A 17,699-nucleotide genomic window follows, 5' to 3' on the forward strand; every position below is an offset into this window, starting at 1 on the left:
TAGAAAAAAGCTGCGGTTTTTGCGTAATTTTTATTTTTCAGAAACACTCCAATAAAATTATTGCAGTGTTTTTGGCAAAATGCCATCTGGACTGATAAGGGAAACAGAAAATTTATTTGTAAATATTTGATGCGCCATGTTATTCACATCATCTTTTGACACACGGTCAATTTGCTCAACAATTTCATCCAATGAGCGATGTTTGCTTAACAATAATTCGTTTTTGCCATTTCTGCTCATGCGGCTGTTGGTACTTTCCAAACTTAGCATTAAGCTTCCTTTTAGCTGTTCTTTGCTGTTGTATAATTCTTTTTCCATGATTCCTTCACGTTTTAATGTGGCAAGGCTGGTTTGAATGGTTTCATATAATTCATCCAATTGATTAGCGCCCGTTCCACCATAAATAGTGACGATTCCGCTGTCTTGAAAAGCTGAATGGTAAGAGAAAATCGAATAGGCAAGACCTTTTTGTTCCCTTACATCTTGGAATAATCTAGAGCTCATGCTGCCCCCTAGAATATTATTTAAAGAAATTAAACTATACATATCCTTATGGCCAACAGGCAATCCATTAAAGCCTAGACATAGATGAGCCTGCTCTGTTTCTTTTTTCCGCGCTATATTATTAGCATGAAATGTTGGAATAGTTAACTCTTGTTTTCTTTTTCCTGCCTCATAATTTCCGAAATATTTTTCTGCTTCGCTAATAAACGTTTCGTCTATATTGCCAGCAATCGAAATCACTACATTTTCAGGTGTATAATAGTCAAACATATACTCTCTTAACGTATCTCCATTAAAAGTAGCCAATGTTTTTTCTGTTCCAAGGATAGGATAGCCTAATGGATGTTTTTCATAAATGGCCTGACTTAATAAATCATGCACAATATCATCTGGTGTATCATCATACATTTTTATTTCTTCATACACGACATTTTTTTCTTTTTGCAACTCTTTTTCTTCAAAAGTAGAATTAAAAAACATATCTGCAAGAACTTCTAATGCCATAGGAGCATGCGCGTCCAATACTTTTGCATAGTAGCATGTATATTCTTTTGAAGTAAATGCATTGACTTGACCGCCAATGCTATCAAAAGACTCAGCAATTTCTCTAGCATTTCTTGTTTTTGTTCCTTTAAAAAACATATGCTCTAAAAAGTGAGAAACACCATTATTTGTTTCATCCTCTTTACGAGAACCTGTTCCAATCCATACACCAATAGCAACAGAGCGCACAGTCGGTATATTTTCTAACACAATGCGTACTCCATTTTGGCAAGTATACTTTTTAATCAAGTAGGTTCCTCCTGTTCTAAACGCCAATTAAATTAGCTTATGCGAATGATAGTATATCTTATTCTTATTATTTTTACCAAAAACTTGTTTCAGTATCAGAAATTTCGTATTAAATTATAAAGTAAAATTTAAATGAAAAAGTTTTTCCTTATCTCCACTAACCTCAATCCCTAAAGCAAGATAGGAGGATATAGATTACACAGACATTACTACAGGACGTTTATATCCTTTCACGGGCATTTCCACCTAGCTAGATTTCTCCTAATCTAATCTTTGAGATAGAGTCTTACTCTCATAAATAGGAATAAAATCTACTATTTACTTAAGGACTTTGCCATTCCGTTCTTCGCTTAATAGTTCTGTCACCGTATTTATTTCATATCCTTTTTCCTGAATTTGCTCTATTAATTGATCGAGTGAGCTGGTAGTAGATTCTGTTGGATGCATCAAAATCATTGCTCCATTATGTACTTTTTCCACTACCCTGTTAATTAGTTCCTCTTTCGAAGGTTTTCTCCAATCAATTGTATCAATAGACCACATCAATGTTCCCATTTTATGTTGGCTTGCGATATTTACGACTTCATTTGTATAACTGCCGCTTGGCGGTGCAAACCAAGTAACTGTTTTGCCAGTTGTCGCTTCTATCACATCATTTGTTTTCTTTAGCTCTTGGTTTATTTGTGCCGAACTGATTTTACTCATATCAGGATGAGAATAAGAATGGTTTCCAACTTCATGGCCTGCATCCACAATCATTTTAGCAAGTTCTGGATTTTTTTTTGTCCAGCGTCCTTCTAAAAAAAAGCTTGCTTTAACATGATGTTTTTTTAATGAAGCAAGAATATCTGGCAAATACTCATTGCCCCATGCCACATTGATAATAAAACTGACCATCTGCTTATTTGGATTTCCTTTATAAATGGGAGATGGCGGCAGATCTTCTAAATGCACAGATGGTTTCAGCTGCTTATATACAAGATTTTTCTCTTTAAAGGCACCAGAAGTCTTCATCTTTTTATAGGATGCATCCACATCCACTTCTAACCCATTAATGCCAGGAATCGCTTTCCAAACAGGATCTATTTTTGCATCTTCTGGTGCAATATTATAACTTTTGGCTTTTTTTTGGATTTCTTCATATAAAGGATCCTTATTTGCACCAACAAGCATTGTTTCCTCTTTCAAACTTGCTACATATGTATTAGATAAAGGATTATTTGCAATAAGCCATGATATTAGCACTAATATTATTAAAGGAACAACCTTTTTCATTTTACCTTCCCCTCCTTCTTAAATTTTTATGTTTAAAAAGGACAAGGTAGAACATATCTTATGAAGAAAGCCCAAACCTATGGGGAACTTTTAAAATTAGAATACTAGCATAATTAGCCCGTTAAAATATTACATTTTTTTCCATTTTTACATCTAAATAAAAAAGGTTGACTCTTTTAGAAAGAATCAGTTTCCAAGAAAATTAAATCAAGGAATAATTCTTTTTGAGTCAGCCTCCTATTTTTTTAAAACTACACTGTTGTCAGCATCATGATATGCCTTAATTTTTAGCATTTTCTGCTTGTTCTCTTTGTTCACGCAAAACAGCTTTACGAGAAAGATTTACTCTGCCTTGTTTATCGATTTCTGTTACTTTTACAAGTATTTCATCGCCTAAAGCAAGCACATCTTCTACTTTTCCAACTCTTTCTTCTGCAAGTTCAGAAATATGAACAAGTCCATCTTTACCATTAAAAATTTCTAAAAATGCACCGAATTTTTCAATGCGTTTTACTTTTCCAAGATACATTTGTCCTACAACTACTTCACGAACAATATCTTCAATGATTTGTTGCGCCTTTTTATTCATTTCATCGTCAACAGATGAAATGAATACTGTTCCATCTTGTTCGATGTCAATTTTAACGCCCGTTTCTTCGATGATTTTATTAATTTGTTTACCGCTTGGCCCGATTACATCACGGATTTTATCTGGATTAATGCTCATCATCAGAATCTTTGGTGCATAAGAAGACAATTCTTCTCTTGGTGTATTAATAGTATTTAGCATAGATTCTAAAATTTGCATACGTCCAATTTTTGCTTGTTGCAATGCTTCTTCCAGAATTTGTCTAGAAAGTCCATCTATTTTAATATCCATTTGCAGTGCTGTTACACCTTTTGCCGTTCCAGCTACTTTAAAGTCCATATCGCCTAAATGATCTTCCATTCCTTGAATGTCTGTTAAAATGCTGTAGAAGTCTCCAGATTTAATTAAGCCCATCGCAATCCCTGCAACTGGCGCTTTAATTGGAACACCTGCATCCATCATCGCAAGAGTACTTGCACAAATACTTGCTTGTGATGTAGAACCGTTTGATTCTAATACTTCTGAAACCAAACGTATTGTGTACGGGAAATCTTTTTCGGATGGAATTACTGGCTCTAATGCTCTTTCGCCAAGTGCTCCATGCCCAATTTCACGACGGCCAGGTCCACGCATTGGGCCTGTTTCCCCCACACTAAAGTTTGGAAAATTATAATGATGCATAAAACGTTTTTCTTCTTCAACACCTAAACCGTCAAGAATCTGTACATCTCCTAATGCTCCTAATGTACAAATGCTTAATGCTTGAGTTTGTCCACGTGTAAATAATCCTGATCCATGTGTTCGTGGCAGTAAGTGGACTTCTGAAGATAGTGGACGAATTTCTTCTAAACCACGTCCATCAGGTCTTACTTTATCTTCTGTGATTAAACGGCGAACTTCATTTTTCACTAGCTTATCTAAAATTTGTTTCACTTGTTTTAATTCTTCGTCGCTTACTTCTTCTGCCTCATATTTTGCGATAACAGAATCTTTAACTACTTTAATTGCTGCTTCTCTTGCATGTTTTTCTTGAACACGGATCGCATTAAGCATTTCTGTTTCACATAATGCGCGAACTTCGGCTTCAATTTTTTGATCTAATTCATACAGAACAACTTCCCTTTTTTCTTTGCCGATTTCTTCAACAATTTTTTCTTGGAAAGCAATTAAGCGTTTAATTTCATCATGTCCGAATACAATAGCTTGCAGCATTACTTCTTCCGGTACTTCATCTGCTCCAGCTTCTACCATATTAATCGCATCTTTTGTTCCTGCAACAACTAAATTAATATCGCTTTTTTCTGCTTGTTCTACTGTTGGGTTAATAACAAATTCTCCATCAATGCGGCCAACATATACACCTGCAATTGGTCCTCCAAAAGGTATATCTGATACAGACAATGCAAGGGATGATCCAAACATTGCTGCCATTTCTGTTGAACAGTCTTGGTCCACACTCATCACTAAGCTGACTACCTGCACTTCATTGCGGAAGCCATCAGCAAATAGCGGGCGAATTGGTCTATCGATTAAACGACTTGCTAAAATCGCCCGTTCGCTTGGTCTTCCTTCCCTTTTGATAAATCCACCAGGAATTTTCCCAACTGCATATAACCTTTCTTCATAGTTCACAGTCAACGGGAAAAAATCTAGATTTTTTGGCTCTTTTGATGCAGTTGCCGTACTTAATACAGCAGAATCTCCGTATCTTACCAATACTGCACCATTTGCTTGTTTCGCTAATTGACCTATTTCGACTGTCAGCTTCCTGCCAGCCCAGTCAATGGAATACACATGTTTCTCTTGTCCCATTCATAAACCCCTCTCTACTCATTCACTTATTAGAGGTTTTGGCTTTAAAAAAGTACTACCTAAACCTGCTTACTTTTTTGTTGAAGGAAAAATCCCCTCAACATGTATGTTTCTCTTCTGTGGAAAGCACAGCTGCCTTTTCGCAGCTTTCAAGGCGCCTTCGCTTTTCTTTGTCCAGCTGCTGCGCCTAGCTGCTTGATCACTTCGTTTCAGCAGATGAAGTCAAAGTACAACTTCTTCTACTGAAGCTCCAGTGTCTTTCACAGCTTTCAAGACGCCTTCGCTTTTCTTATAGTATACACAATTTGTGTTACTTAAAAACTATTCTTATGTAATCTTTAAGTTGGGTATATTATATAAGTATCAAGTATTTATCCAGCAGTAACGGGCAGTAAGACCACCACCTCAAAATTATGAGAAGAAAAAAGAAATTTCGGTGAGGGATAACTGCCCATAAAAGCCCAATTGGTTCAACTAACAATCAGTGGATAATAAAAAAACAAGGATTGAAGTTTCACTTTATTTAAACTGATTTGAACACCATTATTATGTTGTTCTTGCACAATAAAAAAGCGGGAAAAAGTATCCCGCTTTTTTAAACTATCTACGTAGACCAAGTTTGTTAATTAAAACACGGTAACGTTGAACATCTTTATTACGTAGGTATGTTAGTAGATTACGACGTCTACCTACCATTTTTAAAAGACCACGACGTGAGTGATGATCCTTTTTATGTGTACGTAAATGATCATTCAAATTGTTAATTGACTCAGTAAGGACAGCGATTTGAACTTCTGGAGATCCAGTATCGTTCTCATGCGTTTTGTACTCATTGATAAGTTCGTTTTTACGTTCTTGAGTGATTGCCATCCTGTTTCACCTCCTATATCCTATTACACTAATCCCCAATTACCGAGCAAGACGTTGGTGAATCGATTTGCCAAGCAATGGTTGTCTTTAGTACGTTTATAAGAATAACCTTTTTCTATAAAAAAATCAAGTTAAACATTCTTTTTCTTTAATTTTTAATTTCTTGTAAACAATATTCCCTAAAAGCTTTTAGGTTAAACCTAGGACCTTTAATTTTCATGAAAATATTCAAGAGCTTGTTGTTTATCTTTTTGAATTTGGTTCACCAATTCTTCAATTCCTGCAAATTTCTGTTCACTTCTTAAGCGGATATGCCATTCTACAGCGACTTTTTCGCCATATATTTCCCCCTTAAAGTCAAAGATGTGAACTTCTATCGATTGTCTGTTATTATCCTTTTTAAAAGTAGGTTTCGTTCCTACATTACAAACCCCGTTATGCCACACATTTCCTGCTTTAATTTTCACTGCATATACACCCTGCGGCGGCAAAAGAAGGGTTGAGTCACTTTCAATATTAGCAGTCGGAAATCCGATTGTTCTTCCTCTTTTATCTCCATGGATGACAATGCCCTCACTAATATAAAATCGTCCTAAAAGAGAAGGGACCTTATCCATTTCTCCTTTTTGAATATAAGAGCGAATAAGAGTAGAACTGACCTTTTCCCCATGGTAGGTTTCTTTTTTTATTATAGTCGTCTCGAAAGCATCACGTGACTGCTCCTTTAATGTTTCCGCAGTACCTTTAGCCAGTTTTCCATATGTGTAATCAAATCCTGCTACTACATGCCGAACATTTAAATTAATTAAACACTGATCAACAAATTGTTGTGGAAGAAGGTTTGCAAAGTCTTTGGTAAAATGAATAATAAAAACATAATCAATGCCGAGTCTTTCCATTTGCTCTATTTTTGATTGATAAGAAGTTAAAAGAGAAATAGACTTGGCATCTCCTAACACAGCAGAAGGATGAGGAGCAAATGTCATTACACCACTTTTCCATCCTTTTTTCTCTGCAATTTCTTTTGCTTTTCCAATCACTTTCTGATGTCCTAAATGAACACCATCAAAATAACCTAATGCCATGACTAATGGCGGAAAATTATTATTTTTAAAGTTTTCAGGGTTATTAATTCTCACAACTTCCACTACACTACTCACCTTTTCTAGCTATATAATTATATTTATCCTCAAATAATGTATTCTTTTCTTGAGACTCTAATCAGCGAGGTTCTTTTTGCCAATGAGACAAAGATAAATCAAAGTACTTTCAAAATTTTGCTTGGTTTGATTTTTCCTATCTTTGTAGGATGATGCACATAGATAGCTAATGCCTCTCCTTCTTCAGACTCCATGACAATCGGACCTTCTACTCCCTTTAATTCAAATGGCAGCTCAAGCACCATACCGTTTCGTACCTTCATAGCTAATGTATCATTTATTTGGAATTTCGGCAAATCACATAAAGCATCTTCTAATGGTCGCAAATCCTTTTCTATTGTCCCACTTTGCTGTTTTTCTGCTACTTCTTCTATTGTCAAACAGTCTTTTTTCGTCATTGTTGCTGATCGTGTCCTCGTAAGCTTAGACATATGTGCAGGATATCCCAGCATTTCTCCGATCATCACAGCTAGTGTTCGAATATACGTTCCTTTGCTGCAATCGACAATAAATCGAAAGGAAATAGTTTCCCCCACAAGTTCTTCCCAATCGTCCAATAAATTTAATGAATAAATGGTTACTTCACGTGTTGGGCGTTCCACTTCTATGCCTTGTCTTGCATATTCATAAAGTCTTTTTCCATTTACTTTCACCGCAGAATACATGGGAGGTGTTTGTTTAATAGGACCTGTTAATGTTTTTAAAACATCTTCCACCATTGCTCTTGTGATTGTTTGTGTAACCTCTTTTTGATTTACGACTTCCCCTGAAGCATCTTCAGTTGTAGTAGAAAAGCCAATGGTTACTTCCCCTTCATACGTTTTTCCCGCATCGGTAATATATTCTGCTACTTTTGTTGCTCTTCCTAAACAAATAGGCAGCACTCCGTCCACCTCTGGATCTAATGTACCTGTATGGCCTATTCGTTTCATATGTAGAATTTTGCGCAGTTTAAATACACAATCATGTGATGTCATCCCTTTTGGTTTCCATAAAGGCAATATTCCTTCCATTTCAAGAACTCCTTTTCCAAGTTATTGCAGTTATTTATTTTTCAGACCTCTTTTTAAAAAATTATCCGTACTTGCTATATAAAAAGGGCGGCTTTTTTATATCATTCTTCTCCATGCAATATCGAAAGAAGGGATGCCTCTTTCTTATTGCATGGGGAATTTGACATAATAAAAAGCCACCCCTCATGTAAGCAAAATTTGTTTAATTCTCTTCTGATTGTTCTTCTTTTGCAATTTGATGAAGCAATGTATCGATGCGATTTCCGTAATCAATAGATTCATCAAATTCAAACGTAATTTCAGGAGTTTTGCGCAAACGAATTCTTTGTCCAATTTCAGAACGAATAAATCCTTTTGCTTTTGCTAATCCTTTTAACGTATTTTCACGCTGTTCCTGATCTCCTAAAACAGAGATATAAACCGTTGCTTGTTGAAGATCACCTGTAACATTTACATCGGTTACAGTAACAAAGCCAATGCGAGGATCTTTAATCTTGCGACTAATAATCTCGCCAAGTTCTTTTTTCATTTGTTCTCCAACACGATTTGGTCTAAGGCTCATCTTATTCCACCTCTTTTATTAAAGCCATTCTATATCTGTTAGTGTTCTCTCCATTTCTGGAAATGAGTCAATAAATTTTAAAACATGTTGAAGCTCTTTTTCCACAGACACTTTAATAGAAGCAACAGCTGCAATAGCTATTTTTGTGCGCTGCCAAGTGTCCTGAAAGTCTACTTCCGATACAGAAATATTATATTTTTGTTTTAAGCGGGTTGTAATTCGCTGAAGTACAGCCCGCTTTTCTTTTAACGAATGGGCATCATAAATGATTGCTTCAACAGTTAAAAGGCCTATAATCATTTGCGTTCAATTTCTTCCATAATATAGGCTTCGATAATGTCGCCTTCTTTAACATCATTGAAGTTCTTGATAGTTACACCACACTCGTAACCTTGACTTACTTCTTTTGCATCGTCTTTAAAACGTTTTAATGCATCAATTTCACCTTCGAAAATAACAACACCATCACGAATTAAACGAATTCCGCTATCTCTTGTAATTTTTCCGTCTGTTACATAAGAGCCAGCAATTGTTCCAATTTTTGATACTTTAAATGTTTGACGGATTTCTGCTTGACCGATGATTTTTTCTTGGAATTCTGGATCTAGCATTCCTTTCATCGCTGCTTCGATTTCTTCAATTACTTTATAGATAATGCGGTGAAGACGTACATCTACTTCTTCAGCATCTGCTGCTCTTTTTGCATTTACATCTGGACGAACGTTAAATCCGATAACAATCGCATTTGACGCTGCTGCAAGCGTAATATCTGATTCATTAATTGCACCAACTGCTGTATGAATAATCTTAACGTTAACGCCTTCTACTTCAATTTTGTAAAGTGCTGCTGCCAATGCTTCTGCAGAACCTTGAACATCCGCTTTTAAGACGATATTAAGATCTTTCATTTCTCCTTGTTTCATATGCTCAAATAAATTATCTAAGCTAATGCGTGTTTTTTCAGATCTTTGTGCTTGAATGGCTTGCGTAGAACGCGCTTCCCCTACTTGCCTTGCTGTTTTTTCATCTTTAAAGACAACAAAACGGTCACCAGCTTGAGGCACTTCGTTTAATCCTGTAATTTCAACAGGTGTAGATGGTCCAACACTTTTCACACGACGGCCTAAATCATTTACCATGGCACGAACACGGCCAAATGTGCTACCTACTACGATTGGATCTCCAATATTTAATGTTCCGTTTTGAACTAAAAGTGTTGCAACAGAACCTTTTCCTTTATCAAGCTGTGCTTCGATAACTGTTCCAACCGCATTGCGTTTAGGATTAGCTTTGTATTCCTCTACTTCACCTACAAGCAAAATCATTTCCAATAATGTGTCAATTCCTTCACCTGTAAGAGCTGATAGAGGAACAAAGATAGTATCCCCACCCCATGCTTCTGGTACTAATGCATGTTCTGTTAATTCTTGCATAACACGATCAGGATTAGCTGATGGTTTATCCATTTTATTCACAGCTACAATAATTGGCACTTCCGCAGCTTTAGCATGGTTAATTGCTTCGATTGTTTGTGGCATTACACCATCATCTGCTGCTACTACTAAAATAGTGATGTCCGTGATTTTTGCTCCACGTGCACGCATCGTTGTAAATGCAGCATGTCCAGGTGTATCTAAAAATGTGATTTTTTTGCCATTTTCTTCTATTTGGTATGCACCAATATGCTGTGTGATACCTCCTGCTTCTCCAGCAGTTACTTTCGTGTTGCGGATGCTGTCAAGCAATGTTGTTTTCCCATGGTCTACGTGTCCCATAATTGTAACAACAGATGGACGCTCTACTAATTCTGCATCTTCATCATCTGTAAAGTATACTTCTAAATCTGTTGCATCGATTTTAACTTCTTCTTCTACTTCTACTCCATAGTCACTTGCAATCAGTTCAATAGAATCTTTATCCAAGTCTTGGTTGATAGTAGCCATTACACCAAGCATAAACAACTTTTTAATAATTTCAGATGGTTCACGATGTAATTTTTTTGCTAGTTCGCCAACTGTTAAAGATTCGCTAAATGTAATCTTTGTCGGTAATTCCTTTTCCTTTTTAGGAGCAGGCGGTGCAGCAGGCGCTTGATTTTGCGGCTTGCCTTTACGGTTATTAGTTTTATTATTATTATTAGGACGGTTATTAGTTTTTGATTTATTAAAGGTTGATTTATTATCTTTCGTATTCTTCACAGATTGATTTACTTTCCCCTTTTCGACCATTGCATTTGTCTCCTCCTCGTAGCTGTCTGCTATATTTTTCGCAGGATTTGTTTGCGATGGTTTATTTTGGCTGCTTCCAGCACTCTTATTATATACCTTATCCAACTGTTTCACTGCATCTTCTTCAAGTGTTGTCATGTGGTTCGATACTTCGACGTTCATCTCTTTTAATTGCGTAATAACATCTTTACTGGAAATATTGAATTTTTTAGCGTATTCATAAACTCGCATTTTACTCATCATTTCACCCCCGCTAGAATTAATCGAGCAGCGTTAAAAGTTTTTTTGCAAATCCATTATCTAAAACAGCGACAACTACTCTCGCCTCTTTACCGATAGACTGTCCTAATAATTCTCGATTTGGCACTAAACGTACCGGCACAGCATATGACTTGCATTTATCGGTAATTTTTTTCGTCGTGTTTTCCGACGCATCTTCTGATAATAAAATAAGCTTTGCAGTTCCGCTTCTAATTTCCTTAACGGTTAGTTCCTCACCTGAGGTAATTTTCCGTGCTCGATTTGCTAAGCCAAGTAATGACATCCATTGTTTTTGATTCATTTGGATTGTCTTTGCTCCTTCTCTATTAATTCCATGAGCTCTTCATAGATTGTATCTTCAATAGCAACTCCAAGCTGACTAGAAAGAATATTTTTTTTCTTGGCTAAAAGCACTGCGTCTTTATCCTTAGAAAGATATGCCCCACGTCCGGATTTCTTTCCTGTTAAATCCACAGTTACTTCTCCTTCTTTCGAGCGAACGATGCGAACTAGTTCTTTTTTCGGCCTCATCTCACCGGTAGCAACACATTTACGCATTGGAACTTTTTTCGGTTTGTTCACACACATTCACCTCAATTAATCCAAATCTTCTGTAGTTAAATGGAATTCATCTTGCTCATCTTCTACATCATCAAATGTGATTAGGGAAGACTCAGTCGGATAAATTCCAACTTCTCTTGCTTCACTTTCTGACTTAATATCAATTTTCCAGCCAGTAAGTTTCGCTGCTAAACGAGCATTTTGCCCTCTTTTCCCAATTGCTAAAGATAATTGATAATCAGGGACAATAACAGTTGTTGCTTTTCCCTCTTCGTTTACGATTACTTCTAGTACCTTAGAAGGACTTAGAGCATTCGCAACAAATATGGTTGGGTCTTCGGACCATTTCACGATATCAATTTTTTCGCCTTTTAATTCATTGACGATTGTTTGCACGCGTGTTCCTTTTGGTCCAACACATGAACCTACTGGATCCACTTCTTCATTAGCAGAATGAACAGAGATTTTGGATCTGTCGCCAGCTTCACGTGCAACGGATTTTATTTCTACTGTACCATCAAATATTTCCGGCACTTCCATTTCAAATAATCTTTTTAAGAGGCCAGGATGTGTTCTTGAAACATAAATCTGTGGTCCCTTTGTTGTTTTTTCTACTTTTGTGATAAAAACTTTAATACGATCATGAGGTTTGTAGAATTCATTTGGCATTTGTTCATTAGCAGGTAGGATCGCTTCAATTTTCCCTAAGCTGACATAAATAAACTTGCTGTCTTGACGTTGAACAATTCCTGTCATAATATCTTCTTCACGATCGATAAATTCAGAATAGATAATGCCTCTTTCTGCTTCACGAACACGTTGAGTCACTACTTGTTTTGCTGTTTGTGCAGCAATGCGGCCAAAATCTTTTGGCGTCACTTCCAACTCCACAACATCTTCTACTTCGTAGTTTGGATTAATTTTTTGTGCGTCCTCAATAGATATCTCAAGACGTGGGTCAAAAACCTCATCTACCACTTCCTTGCGAGCATAAACACGCATTGTACCAGATCCTAAATTTAAATCAATTCGAACATTTTGTGCTTGGTTAAAGTTGCGGCGATATGCCGAGATAAGGGCTGCTTCAATAGCATCCATAATCACATCGCGTGATATCCCTTTTTCTTTTTCAAGCAATACAAGAGCATCCACTAATTCACTGCTCATAAAGATTGTATCCCCCTTTTAATCTCCTAAAAACAAGGCTGCTTTCATTATTTACGAAAATGTTACTGCAAGGCGAGCTTTAGCCACTTTTTCGTATGGAATGACTACTGTTTTTTTTCTGGTTTTAATTTTTATTTCTACTGATAAGCTTGTTCCATCAAAACTTGTCAAAATACCTTCAAATGCCTTTTCATTGTCAATCGGTTCATAGGTTTTAACAAACACATTTTTTCCGATGGCTCTTTCAAAGTCCTTATCCTTTTTTAAAGGCCTTTCAGCACCTGGCGATGATACCTCTAGAAAATAATTTTCCGTAATCGGATCGACTTCATCTAGTTTTTCACTTAGCTTTTCGCTAACGGCTGCACATTCATCTATATCTACACCATTTTCTTTATCAATGGCAACACGCAAAAACCAATTAGGACCTTCTTTTACATACTCTACGTCCACTAATTCTAAATGAAGTTCTTCCAAAATGGGAGTCACCATTTCTTCTACTAATTCTGTTACTTTGCTCAACTTTTTCCCTCCTTGTACAAGGAACCGTTCTTTTGTAAAAAGTTCCTAAAATCAGGAATCCACTATACTTTTAGACAATACGCTCTTAGTTTCACCGGTTTTTAAAGGTCGATGATGTTCTTACTATACCTTTCCTTCAATAAATACATGCAAGTGGTATAAAGGTTTTTATGTAGTGCCACATCCAAGCATGTTGCCCATCATAAACAGGCAATCACTCTTTTCTTTTTGGAAAAAAATGTGAACACAATAGGAAAGAGTGGGTTGCCCCACTCTCATTTTGCGAAAGTTATCTTTAGTATCTCCAAACTAACTATACCATAACCATAGCTTTTATGCAAATAGAGCTCATGTTTCATAGGACTTTCTAGCCCTTCCTCCATTCACTTCCACTATCATCAGAATAAAGACAGTTGGTTTTGGTCTGGCATACCTGCTAAACATCCATGGTTATCTAGATATTCCATAATTGTTTTCGAAACTTTTCCACGCTGCTGCAAATCTTCTTTTGATAAAAATTCTCCGTCTTCCCTTGAACGAACGATGTTTAATGCAGCATTTGTACCCAATCCTGGGATACTATTAAACGGAGGTATCAATGCATTTCCTTCAATAATAAATTCTGTTGCACTTGATTTATATAAATCCACCCTTTGAAAAGAGAATCCACGTTCGATCATTTCATATGCTAATTCCATAACCGTTAACAAGTTTTTCTCTTTCGTAGAGGCATCAAGCCCCTTTCCGCTGATTTCATCAATTACTGCTTTAATGCTGTGTGAACCTTTCACCATGGCATCTACATCAAAATCTTCAGCACGAACAGTAAAATATGCTGCATAATAAAGCAATGGATGATGTACTTTAAAATACGCAATCCGAACCGCCATCAGTACATATGCAGCCGCATGCGCCTTTGGAAACATGTATTTTATCTTTTTACATGAATCGATATACCATTCCGGTACTTCATTTTTGCGCATTTCTTCTTCCATCTCATCTGATAGACCTTTCCCTTTACGTACGCTTTCCATAATTTTAAAGGCAAAACTCGGTTCTAAACCTTGATAGATCAGATAAACCATAATATCGTCACGGCATCCGATAACTTCACTGAGATTACAAATATTATTATGAATAAGTTCTTGCGCATTTCCAAGCCATACGTCTGTACCATGAGAAAGACCAGAGATTTGCACCAACTCGGAAAAAGTAGTTGGCTTCGTGTCCTCCAACATTTGACGAACAAATTTCGTACCAAATTCAGGGATTCCAAACGTACCTGTTTTACAATTAATTTGTTCTGCTGTTACCCCTAAAGACTCTGTTCCACTGAATATCTTCATTACTTCCGGATCGTCTGTCGGAATGGTTTTCGGATCAATGCCGCTTAAGTCTTGCAGCATTCTTATTACTGTTGGATCGTCGTGTCCAAGTATATCTAGTTTTAATACATTGTCATGAATAGAATGGAAATCAAAATGCGTTGTTTTCCATTCTGAGTTTCTATCATCTGCTGGAAATTGAATAGGTGTAAAATCGTATACGTCCATATAATCTGGTATAACGATAATACCGCCAGGATGCTGTCCAGTCGTTCTTTTTACCCCAGTACAGCCTGATGCTAGCCGGTCAATTTCCGCTCCCCTTATTTGCAGATTATTATCATTTTGATAGGCTTTTACATATCCATAAGCTGTTTTATCCGCAACTGTGCCAATCGTTCCTGCACGATATACATACTCCTCCCCAAACAATACTTTCGTATAATTATGGGCTTTAGGCTGATATTCCCCGGAAAAATATGATGATAGGTAAGCATTTGAAGTCATCTCCAGCTTTTCCCCCATCTCACACCGTACGTGACCCTTTCGGTGTCATACGGCATTCCATCGTTAACTTTGTCGAAGTTATTCAGTTAAGTTTTGGATTTCCTACTTCCGTTCTCAACTGATTTAGCTTTTTAACTGCTTTTAAATCAAAGATCTCAATTATTGCTTTATACTTTGGATTTTTTGTTGGGTTACTATTGTGGATTAACATATGATAATCCTCTTTGATAATGATTAGATTTTCGTAATTATCCGTTCCACCTTGAGCAGTTGGCTTTTTGTGGTGACATATTGCGTTGAAAGGAGTTAACCTTTCTCCTGTTATCCCACAACAGCCTTTCTGGGCTACGTATTTACTTAGACGGTTGTCTTCTTATTTAACGCTTTTGGATTTATATATACCTTTTCTAAACAATTCTATTTCAGTAACGGATACGTTTTTGATTTCTTTGTGTATGGCTTTACGGTCATTTGCTTTATATATTGTGAAATTGGGATTGCGTTGACCTCGTATATCGTGTTTAATTGCTTCCAGTGGATATACTAATATGCCATTACTCTTGAATCTTGGACAATTGTAACCAGTATAGAATTTTTCAATCACATTGTTTTTTTTTCGAATGTCGGGTTGAAGATGTTTCTATACAATAGTGATTTAATATTCTTGTGTACATTATGCCTAATATCGTTAAAGTCTTGGGAGACTCTTGTGGCTATTTTGTAATAGTTCTGCATCCCAAGAATGTTGGCGTTGTACATCATAATCTTCTCTGGTGTTGGACTTTTTCTTATCTTTATTAGTTTATGCCTAATAACTTCTTGTACCTTACTTTTGGATTTAGGACTCATTTTTGGGTTTACTATATATCCTGTTTTTCCAGTTCCCTTCTTAACAGCTCTGAACCTGACTCCAAGGAAATCTGTACCATTTTTGCGGAGATTTGTGATCTTGCTTTTTTCTTTACTGATTTCTAAGCCAAATCTTTCTTCCAACCATTTTTCAACGGCTATTTTGATTTTCTTGGCATTGTTATAAGAATTTGTAAAGATTTTAAAATCATCCGCGTATCGTACTAGATACATTGGTTTAAGTTTAGTCTTTTTAAGGGCATCTGTTTTGTTTCTTTTTAATTTGTAAGGTATCCTCGTAGGTTTTGTTTCCCATTGATTTGATATCCACCAGTCTAACTCGTTTAAAACTACATTTGCGAGCAGAGGTGATAGTATTCCACCTTGTGGCGTACCTTTCTCTGGTATTCCAATCCCTTTTATTTCCGCTTTCAGCATTTTCTTGATAATAGATACTACTTTTTTGTCCCTAATTCCAATTGTCCAAAGTTGTTTGATAAGTTTGTTATGATTAACGTTATCGAAAAATCCTTTGATATCAACATGTACCACATAATGATTAAAACTATGATTTACTAGATGATAGCATCTTGCAAGAGCGTCGTGGGTACTTCTTTTCGGTCTAAAACCAAAGTTGTTTGAGTTGAATTTTCCTTCCATAATAGGTTCAAGAATTTGCAAAAACATTTGCTGTATTAGCCTATCCTCTATTGTTGGAATTCCAAGTGGTCTCATATCACCATTTGGTTTTGGAATTAGTACCCTTTTTACTGAATGTGGTTTGTAGTCTTCTAGTCTTTTTCGTTTTAATGCAACAAGCTTATTTGTATCCATTCTTTGTAGATGTTTATTTAATGGTATGTCCATTAGTGCCTTTGGTTTTGCTTCCGGTATTACTTTTAATATTACGATAGGCTAATCTAATGTTCTCTTCTGAAATAATCAAGTCATAAAGGTTGTTAAAATACCTACCTTTTTCACTTTCTTCAAAAAGAGTATCCAACTGGTCTTGCATTCCAAAGTATTCATTATTTCTTAACTTTTGTATCATTAAGTCAGTCAACTAATCACTTCCTTTCGAAAGCTTTCATTTCTTTAAGTCTTACAAGAATCTGACTTTTGTAGGTTTGTTTCGACGTTAACGACTAATGCCCTTCCCTCGAAAATGTTTTATCCTCAGACTTATTGGTTATTCAGTCCTCATTGGCATTTTCTTCAATGGTACTACGGCATCACTGCCACTCCCGTTAATCTATGTTATAGCGAAAGCTTTTCCATAGAAACACCTTTAGCGAAGTGCAACCTTCTGAAGTGTCGGGAGCTTCTCACGTTCCACTATTTCTATCTGTACATAATCTACTTAGGTTCCCCCTAAATCCCGTTGAGCTTGACTGTGCCTGTAACACAGTATGGATTTTCATAACCAAACGTTTACTCATCCACACTCAAAATTCCTTATTGGAACCCATATCATTTCTGATATGTGACATTCACGAGAAGTCAGTCGAGGGTTCGTCCCAGTTATTCTACTGATTCTAACCATATAGATTTTATAGACACCAGACCTATCATCCACAGAAGCTTTATAGCTCCCTTTCCTCAGCCGTACTGTTAGGGTAAACTTCAGCCTACTTTAGCGGGCTTCAGACAAAATTTGTTTTTGCATTACTCCTTTTGCCTGCCGCAGCTTCAGTGAGTGTGT

Annotated in this window: 15 protein-coding genes and 1 pseudogene; all 16 read right to left on the reverse strand. The window is 36.4% G+C overall.

All coding sequences use genetic code 11. From position 1 onward, the window contains the following. Positions 1 to 57: 57 nt before the first annotated feature. The 16 genes and pseudogenes from CWS01_RS04135 to CWS01_RS22865 all read right to left on the reverse strand — a co-directional run bounded on the left by CWS01_RS04135 (position 58) and on the right by CWS01_RS22865 (position 17,060). A complete protein-coding gene (locus tag CWS01_RS04135) occupies positions 58 to 1,296 on the reverse strand; it encodes a M16 family metallopeptidase (RefSeq protein WP_101175788.1) in 1,239 nt (412 codons plus the stop codon). Between the two features lie 318 nt (positions 1,297 to 1,614). Further along, positions 1,615 to 2,571, reverse strand: coding sequence for a polysaccharide deacetylase family protein (locus tag CWS01_RS04140; protein ID WP_101175789.1), 957 nt, complete (start codon positions 2,569 to 2,571; stop codon positions 1,615 to 1,617). Between the two features lie 280 nt (positions 2,572 to 2,851). Beyond that, positions 2,852 to 4,972 carry a polyribonucleotide nucleotidyltransferase gene (pnp, locus tag CWS01_RS04145; RefSeq protein ID WP_101175790.1) on the reverse strand — a complete coding sequence of 707 codons (2,121 nt, stop codon included), beginning with the start codon at positions 4,970 to 4,972 and terminating at the stop codon, positions 2,852 to 2,854. A 600-nt stretch (positions 4,973 to 5,572) separates the two neighbouring features. Further along, a complete protein-coding gene (gene rpsO / locus CWS01_RS04150) occupies positions 5,573 to 5,842 on the reverse strand; it encodes a 30S ribosomal protein S15 (RefSeq protein ID WP_101175791.1) in 270 nt (89 codons plus the stop codon). 209 nt (positions 5,843 to 6,051) lie between these two features. Beyond that, complete coding sequence (gene ribF / locus CWS01_RS04155) at positions 6,052 to 6,990, reverse strand: riboflavin biosynthesis protein RibF (protein WP_101175792.1); 939 nt, start codon at positions 6,988 to 6,990, stop codon at positions 6,052 to 6,054. Positions 6,991 to 7,100: 110 nt separating this feature from the next. Next, positions 7,101 to 8,015 carry a tRNA pseudouridine(55) synthase TruB gene (gene truB / locus CWS01_RS04160; RefSeq protein WP_101175793.1) on the reverse strand — a complete coding sequence of 305 codons (915 nt, stop codon included), beginning with the start codon at positions 8,013 to 8,015 and terminating at the stop codon, positions 7,101 to 7,103. A 202-nt stretch (positions 8,016 to 8,217) separates the two neighbouring features. After that, complete coding sequence (rbfA, locus tag CWS01_RS04165) at positions 8,218 to 8,577, reverse strand: 30S ribosome-binding factor RbfA (protein ID WP_101175794.1); 360 nt, start codon at positions 8,575 to 8,577, stop codon at positions 8,218 to 8,220. An 18-nt stretch (positions 8,578 to 8,595) separates the two neighbouring features. Continuing rightward, positions 8,596 to 8,877 (reverse strand): DUF503 domain-containing protein, encoded by a 282-nt coding sequence (locus CWS01_RS04170; RefSeq protein WP_101175795.1) that lies wholly within the window; start codon positions 8,875 to 8,877, stop codon positions 8,596 to 8,598. Next, a complete protein-coding gene (gene infB / locus CWS01_RS04175) occupies positions 8,874 to 11,045 on the reverse strand; it encodes a translation initiation factor IF-2 (RefSeq protein ID WP_101175796.1) in 2,172 nt (723 codons plus the stop codon). Before infB ends, CWS01_RS04170 begins: the two co-directional genes overlap by 4 nt. A 19-nt stretch (positions 11,046 to 11,064) precedes the next feature. Further along, positions 11,065 to 11,367, reverse strand: a complete 303-nt coding sequence (locus tag CWS01_RS04180) for a YlxQ family RNA-binding protein (RefSeq protein ID WP_101175797.1) — start codon at positions 11,365 to 11,367, stop codon at positions 11,065 to 11,067. After that, complete coding sequence (gene rnpM, locus CWS01_RS04185) at positions 11,364 to 11,654, reverse strand: RNase P modulator RnpM (RefSeq protein WP_407938533.1); 291 nt, start codon at positions 11,652 to 11,654, stop codon at positions 11,364 to 11,366. Before rnpM ends, CWS01_RS04180 begins: the two co-directional genes overlap by 4 nt. A gap of 9 nt (positions 11,655 to 11,663) precedes the next feature. Continuing rightward, positions 11,664 to 12,794: a transcription termination factor NusA gene (gene nusA / locus CWS01_RS04190; protein WP_101175799.1), complete on the reverse strand. Its 1,131-nt coding sequence runs from the start codon at positions 12,792 to 12,794 to the stop codon at positions 11,664 to 11,666. Positions 12,795 to 12,845: 51 nt separating this feature from the next. Continuing rightward, on the reverse strand, positions 12,846 to 13,316 hold the full coding sequence (gene rimP / locus CWS01_RS04195; protein WP_101175800.1) for a ribosome maturation factor RimP: 471 nt from the start codon (positions 13,314 to 13,316) through the stop codon (positions 12,846 to 12,848). A gap of 398 nt (positions 13,317 to 13,714) precedes the next feature. Then, positions 13,715 to 15,118, reverse strand: a pseudogene (locus CWS01_RS04200) (PolC-type DNA polymerase III); the annotation flags it as partial. A 630-nt stretch (positions 15,119 to 15,748) separates the two neighbouring features. After that, a complete protein-coding gene (gene ltrA, locus CWS01_RS22860) occupies positions 15,749 to 16,864 on the reverse strand; it encodes a group II intron reverse transcriptase/maturase (RefSeq protein ID WP_235851967.1) in 1,116 nt (371 codons plus the stop codon). After that, a complete protein-coding gene (locus CWS01_RS22865; protein WP_235851968.1) occupies positions 16,845 to 17,060 on the reverse strand; it encodes a hypothetical protein in 216 nt (71 codons plus the stop codon). Before CWS01_RS22865 ends, ltrA begins: the two co-directional genes overlap by 20 nt. Positions 17,061 to 17,699 lie beyond the last annotated feature (639 nt).

Origin of the sequence: Niallia nealsonii, from assembly GCF_002835805.1 — a bacterium.
GTDB lineage: Bacteria > Bacillota > Bacilli > Bacillales > Cytobacillaceae > Niallia > Niallia nealsonii.

What these genes read in the sequence shown, in the direction of transcription:
- CWS01_RS04140 (WP_101175789.1), bottom strand. Translation starts at nt 2,571, where the DNA reads ATGAAAAAGGTTGTTCCTTTAATAATATTAGTGCTAATATCATGGCTT.
- pnp (WP_101175790.1), bottom strand. Translation starts at nt 4,972, where the DNA reads ATGGGACAAGAGAAACATGTGTATTCCATTGACTGGGCTGGCAGGAAG.
- rpsO (WP_101175791.1), bottom strand. Translation starts at nt 5,842, where the DNA reads ATGGCAATCACTCAAGAACGTAAAAACGAACTTATCAATGAGTACAAA.
- truB (WP_101175793.1), bottom strand. Translation starts at nt 8,015, where the DNA reads ATGGAAGGAATATTGCCTTTATGGAAACCAAAAGGGATGACATCACAT.
- rbfA (WP_101175794.1), bottom strand. Translation starts at nt 8,577, where the DNA reads ATGAGCCTTAGACCAAATCGTGTTGGAGAACAAATGAAAAAAGAACTT.
- CWS01_RS04170 (WP_101175795.1), bottom strand. Translation starts at nt 8,877, where the DNA reads ATGATTATAGGCCTTTTAACTGTTGAAGCAATCATTTATGATGCCCAT.
- infB (WP_101175796.1), bottom strand. Translation starts at nt 11,045, where the DNA reads ATGAGTAAAATGCGAGTTTATGAATACGCTAAAAAATTCAATATTTCC.
- CWS01_RS04180 (WP_101175797.1), bottom strand. Translation starts at nt 11,367, where the DNA reads ATGAATCAAAAACAATGGATGTCATTACTTGGCTTAGCAAATCGAGCA.
- rnpM (WP_407938533.1), bottom strand. Translation starts at nt 11,654, where the DNA reads ATGTGTGTGAACAAACCGAAAAAAGTTCCAATGCGTAAATGTGTTGCT.
- nusA (WP_101175799.1), bottom strand. Translation starts at nt 12,794, where the DNA reads ATGAGCAGTGAATTAGTGGATGCTCTTGTATTGCTTGAAAAAGAAAAA.
- ltrA (WP_235851967.1), bottom strand. Translation starts at nt 16,864, where the DNA reads ATGGACATACCATTAAATAAACATCTACAAAGAATGGATACAAATAAG.